Genomic DNA, 4,836 nt, shown 5'->3' with positions numbered 1-4,836 from the left:
GCGGTGAACATCGACCTCCCCCGCGCCAGCAGCGAGCGGGAGCAGACCAAGCCGCAGAACATCCAGTTTTCGGTGGCGGCCGACGGCAGCTACTACTGGAACGAGCAGAAGATCGACGACAGCGAACTGGCCGGACGGCTGGGCGCCGAGGCGGCAAAGGATCCGCAGCCCGAACTGCATATCCGGGGCGACAAGGCGGTGCGCTACGAGCGCGTGGCGAAAGCGATGTCGGCGGCACGCGAGGCCGGCGTGCGCAAGATCGGCTTCGTGACCGAGCCCGACGCGAAGTAGCAGCGCGATCAGCCCAAAAAATCAATCGTGGCGATTGATTTTTAATTGAGAATGGTTATCATTACCAAATCGCTTCGACACAGGATTCATCGAATGTCCGCAACGCCCAACGCCTTCACCGTGCTGAACCATCCCTCGCTGGACCACGCAGGCGGGGGCCGTGCGGCGGCCGAATCGGCCCGTCCCGCCCCGCTGCTCGAAAGCACGGAACTCCTCAAGGGCGGCAAGGCGGTCGGCATCCTGCACAACGGCTCGCTGTATCGCCTGCAAGCCACCAAACTCGGCAAGCTGATCCTGACCAAGTAGCGATCAGCCCGCCTCCCGCGCAAGTTTCATCGTGGGGCGACTCGAGGAGATTCATCTCCGAAGGGTCGTTTTTAGCTAGCCAACGGTTCGCCGACCAGCCAAGCTTTTTTTTCACGCTGACCACCGAACAACGCCGTCCCAAGGGACGGCGTTTTGCCTTGTCGCGGGCCTGGATCAGAGGCCGATGGCAGCGATGCCCGCCTTCGCGATCTGCGCGTCCTCGTTCGACTTGACGCCGCTCACGCCCACGGCGCCGATCACCTGGCCGTCCTTGACGATCGGCACGCCGCCCTCGAGCAGGCCTTCGATGCCCGGCGCGGTCAGAAAGGAGGTCCGGCCGCCGTTGATCATGTCCTCGTAGGTCTTGCTTTCGCGGCGGCCCATGGCGGCCGTGTGGGCCTTGGCAGGCGCGATGTGGGCCGACAGCGCCGCTGCGCCGTCCAGGCGCTGCAGCCACAGCAGGTTGCCGCCGTCGTCGGCGATCGCGATGGTCACGGCCCAGTTGTTCTTGAGCGCCTCCGCTTCGGCTGCGGCGGCGATGGCTTTGAGGTCTGCGAGCTCGAGAAAGGATTTGGTCTTCATGGTCTTCCAGGAAAGTTGAGCAACCCTGGAGCATAGCGTTCAGGATGAGGACGGATCGAGCCGGCGGCAGGAATGTCGGATGGCGGGGTTTTTGTGCGAGGCCGGCCTTGCAGCCCCCTAGAATGCGCCCACCTGCAGCGTTGCAGGCAACCCAGGAGCTTTCAGCAATGAACGACCGCGTCAACACCCTCGACACTTCCGTCGGCTACGGCCAGACGCTGCCGCAGGCAGAACGCCAGCGCGTCCTGCGCAATACGTACTGGCTGCTGGCCCTGAGCCTGCTGCCGACCGTGCTCGGCGCCTGGCTGGGCGTCGCCACCGGCATCACCCGCCCGCTGACCGGCGGTCTGGGCCTGATCGTCTTCATGGGCGGCGCCTTCGGCTTCATGTTCGCGATCGAAAAGACCAAGAACTCGGCCGCCGGCGTGCCGGTGCTGCTGGGCTTCACCTTCTTCATGGGCCTGATGCTGTCGCGCCTGATCGCGATGGTGCTGGGCTTCAAGAACGGCTCCGAGCTGATCATGACCGCCTTCGGCGGCACCGCCGGCGTGTTTTTCGTCATGGCATCGCTGGCGACCGTGATCAAGCGCGACCTGTCGGGCATGGGCAAGTGGCTCTTCGTCGGTGCGATGGTGCTGATGGTCGGCGCCATCATCAACATCTTCGTCGGCTCCAGCGCCGGCATGATGGCCATTTCGGTGGCGGCCATCGGCATTTTCTCGGCCTTCATGCTCTACGATCTGAAGCAGATCATGGACGGCGGCGAGACCAACTACATCAGCGCCACGCTGGCCCTCTACCTGGATCTGTTCAACGTGTTCCAGAGCCTGCTGGCGCTGCTGGGCATCTTCGGCGGCGAGCGCGACTGAACGCGCGGCCTGCGAAGGCCATCGCGAAGGGCCCCGAGGGGCCCTTTTTTCATGCGCGCTCGAAGACCGCGATGGACTCGACGTGCGCCGTGTGCGGGAACATGTTCACCACGCCGGCGTGGGTGCACCGGTAGCCCGCCTGATGCACCAGCAGGCCGGCGTCGCGCGCCAGCGTCGAGGGGTTGCAGCTGACGTAGACGATGCGCTTCGGCGGTGTCCAGCCGCCGTCGTGAGGCTCGACCTGCTGGTGCAGGTCGGCCAGCGCCTTGGCCAGCGCGAACGCGCCTTCGCGCGGCGGGTCGACCAGCCATTTGTCGGCGGCGCCGTCGGCGACCAGCATCGCGGGCGTCATCTCGAACAGGTTGCGGGCTACGAAGGTCGTCGGCGAGAGCGCGCGACGGCCTGGCACCGCGGGCCGGTTGCGCTCGAAATTGGCAGTGGCGCGCGCCACCAGCGTGTCGCTGCCCTCGATGCCCAGCACCTCGCGGGCGCGGCTCGCGAGCGGCAGCGTGAAATTGCCGAGGCCGCAGAACCAATCGATCACGCGCTCGTCGGGCCGGACGTCGAGCAGGCGCAGCGCACGCCCGACCAGCACGCGGTTGATGTGCGGATTGACCTGGGTGAAATCGGTCGGTTTGAACGGCATCGTGACGCCGAATTCGGGCAGCGCGTAGGACAGCACCGGACCGTCCTCCTCGAGCAGCCTGACCGTCTCCGGGCCCTTGGCCTGCAGCCACCACTGGACACCCTCGTTGCGGGCCGCAAAGGCCTTCAGGCGCGCCACGTCGGCATCGGACAGCGGCTCCAGGTGCCGCAGCACCAGGGCGATCACGCCGAGGCCATTGCCGACGGGTGCATCGCCGCAGGCCAGCTCGATCTGCGGGCAGGTCTCGCGTGCGTCCATCGACCCGATCAGTTCGCGCAGCGGCATCAGCATGTCGCTGACCTGCGCCGGCAGGACGGGGCAGACCTTCATGTCGGCCAGGTAGCGGCTCTTGCGTTCGTGGAAGCCGATCAGCACCGTGCCCTTCTTGACGACGTGGCGCACCGACAGGCGGGCCCGGTAGCGGTAGTGCCACGCCGGGCCTTCGAGCGGCCGCAGCACGTTCTCGGGCCGCACCTTGCCGAGGTGCCAGAGGTTGTCTTCGAGGGAGCGCTGCTTCACCGCGACTTGCGCCGCCGCGTCGAGATGCTGCATCTTGCAGCCGCCGCAAGCGCCAGCGTGCAGGCCGAAATGCGGGCAGCCCGGGCGCACGCGCTGCGAGGACTCGCGGTTGATCGCGGTCACCGTACCCTGCTCCCAGTTGTTCTTCTTGCGGTGCACGTTGAAGCGCACTTCCTCGAAGGGCAGTGCGCCTTCGATGAACACCACCATGCCGTCGGCCTTGTGCGCCACGCCCTGGGCGTCGAGGTCGAGCGACTCGACCTGCAGCCATTCATCGCGCACGGGAGGCGCTGCTTTTTTCTCTGTAGCTTCCGTCATCCCCGGATTGTCTCAGGCCGGCGGGGCCCCAAGCTCCGCCCCTCACAGCAGCGCGTCGCGCTGCACGCCCGCCCGCGCCAGTTGCCGGCGCATCTTGGCCAGCGCCTCGTTCTGGATCTGCCGCACGCGCTCGCGCGTCAGACCCAGGCGCACGCTGAGCACCTCGAGCGTCTCCGGGTCGCGGTCATGCAGGCCGAAGCGGCCTTCGAGCACCTCGCGCTCGCGCTCGCTCAACACGAGGATCCAGCGGTCGAGAAGCGTCTCAACCTCGTGCATCTGCGTGACGCCGGTGGGATCGCCGCCCTCGTCGTCCGAAGCCACCGTGTCGGCCAGCGTGAAGCTGTCGTCGCCGCGCTCGCCACCGGCATCGAGCGAACGCGGCGCCTCGGCGAGCGCCAGCAGTTCGGCGACCTCCTGCACCTCGCGGCCGAGCAGCGCCGCCACATCCTCGACCCGAACGCCATCGGGCCGCCGGGCCAGGAACTCGGCATCGCCCTCGAGCGTCCGGCGGGCGCGCACCACCTGATGCAGTTCGCGCACCACGTGCACCGGCAGGCGGATCGCGCGCGCCTGCATCATCGCCGCGCGCTCGATCGATTGCCGGATCCACCAGGTCGCGTAGGTGGAAAAGCGAAAGCCGCGCTCGGGCTCGAACTTGTTGATCGCGTGCATCAGGCCGAGATTGCCCTCCTCGATCAGATCGGCCATCGGCACGCCGCGCCCCAGGTAGCTCTTGGCGATATTGACCACGAGGCGCAGGTTGTGCTCGATCATCGACTGCCGGGCCGCGAAGTCACCGCTGCGAACGGCGCAGGCGGTGCGGTATTCCTCGTCGGGCGTGAACAGCTGGGTGCGCCGGATCTCGCGCAGGTAGATGGTCAGCGAATCGCCGCCGCCCAGTTCGGACGGCAGCGCCTCGCCGGCCCTGCCGTCCGGATCCGGCTCGGCGATGTGCAGCAGGGGTGAGACGCCGCCGTTGCCCGCCACTCGCCGCACGTCCGCGGTGCGATGAGGGCGAGAGGCGGCCATGGCGCTAGCGCACCGGCAGGTAGCGGGCCGGATCGACCGGCTTGCCCTGGCGGCGGATCTCGAAATGCAGCTTGACGCGGTCGGCGTCGCTGTTGCCCATCTCGGCAATCTTCTGGCCCTTCTGGACCGACTGGTCTTCCTTCACGAGCAAGGTGCGGTTGTGCGCATAGGCCGTGAGGTAGGTGTTGTTGTGCTTCAGGATGATCAGGTTGCCATAGCCGCGCAGGCCCGCACCCGCGTAGACGACGCGGCCGTCCGCGGCGGCCAGCACCGAAT

General features: G+C 67.2%; 7 protein-coding genes. 3 read left to right on the top strand and 4 right to left on the bottom strand.

The features are described 5' to 3' along the window. Together AC1D2E_RS34690 and hemP are read left to right on the top strand one after the other, a co-directional pair. The coding region (locus tag AC1D2E_RS34690; RefSeq protein ID WP_478201607.1) for an ExbD/TolR family protein at nt 1-291 on the top strand (291 nt) is incomplete at its 5' end. A 93-nt stretch (nt 292-384) separates the two neighbouring features. Then, entirely contained in the window at nt 385-597 is a 213-nt protein-coding gene (hemP, locus tag AC1D2E_RS34685; RefSeq protein ID WP_478171917.1) for a hemin uptake protein HemP, read from the top strand. Between the two features lie 174 nt (nt 598-771). On the opposite strand, the gene AC1D2E_RS34680 is transcribed toward hemP, so the two are convergent. Beyond that, nucleotides 772-1,179 (bottom strand): GlcG/HbpS family heme-binding protein, encoded by a 408-nt coding sequence (locus AC1D2E_RS34680; protein ID WP_478201606.1) that lies wholly within the window; start codon nt 1,177-1,179, stop codon nt 772-774. 167 nt (nt 1,180-1,346) lie between these two features. On the opposite strand from AC1D2E_RS34680, the gene AC1D2E_RS34675 reads away from it, so the two are divergent. After that, entirely contained in the window at nt 1,347-2,048 is a 702-nt protein-coding gene (locus AC1D2E_RS34675; protein WP_478201605.1) for a Bax inhibitor-1/YccA family protein, read from the top strand. A 49-nt stretch (nt 2,049-2,097) separates the two neighbouring features. Here AC1D2E_RS34675 and rlmD read toward each other — a convergent pair whose 3' ends face one another. The 3 genes from rlmD to AC1D2E_RS34660 all read right to left on the bottom strand — a co-directional run. Beyond that, complete coding sequence (gene rlmD, locus AC1D2E_RS34670; protein WP_478201604.1) at nt 2,098-3,531, bottom strand: 23S rRNA (uracil(1939)-C(5))-methyltransferase RlmD; 1,434 nt, start codon at nt 3,529-3,531, stop codon at nt 2,098-2,100. A 42-nt stretch (nt 3,532-3,573) separates the two neighbouring features. Then, nucleotides 3,574-4,560 (bottom strand): sigma-70 family RNA polymerase sigma factor, encoded by a 987-nt coding sequence (locus tag AC1D2E_RS34665; RefSeq protein ID WP_478201603.1) that lies wholly within the window; start codon nt 4,558-4,560, stop codon nt 3,574-3,576. Nucleotides 4,561-4,564: 4 nt separating this feature from the next. Then, nucleotides 4,565-4,836, bottom strand: a 272-nt coding sequence (locus AC1D2E_RS34660; RefSeq protein ID WP_478201602.1) for a peptidoglycan DD-metalloendopeptidase family protein, incomplete at its 5' end; no start/stop codon positions are given.

It is taken from the genome of Variovorax sp. P1_H2 (genome assembly GCF_056405295.1).
The sequence above is the reverse complement of the archived record's forward strand: the minus strand, read 5'-3'. Positions and strand labels throughout refer to the sequence as shown.

Excerpts from the sequence above, each read along its gene's own strand:
- hemP (WP_478171917.1), top strand. The coding sequence starts at position 385 with ATGTCCGCAACGCCCAACGCCTTCACCGTGCTGAACCATCCCTCGCTG.
- AC1D2E_RS34680 (WP_478201606.1), bottom strand. The coding sequence starts at position 1,179 with ATGAAGACCAAATCCTTTCTCGAGCTCGCAGACCTCAAAGCCATCGCC.
- AC1D2E_RS34675 (WP_478201605.1), top strand. The coding sequence starts at position 1,347 with ATGAACGACCGCGTCAACACCCTCGACACTTCCGTCGGCTACGGCCAG.
- rlmD (WP_478201604.1), bottom strand. The coding sequence starts at position 3,531 with ATGACGGAAGCTACAGAGAAAAAAGCAGCGCCTCCCGTGCGCGATGAA.
- AC1D2E_RS34665 (WP_478201603.1), bottom strand. The coding sequence starts at position 4,560 with ATGGCCGCCTCTCGCCCTCATCGCACCGCGGACGTGCGGCGAGTGGCG.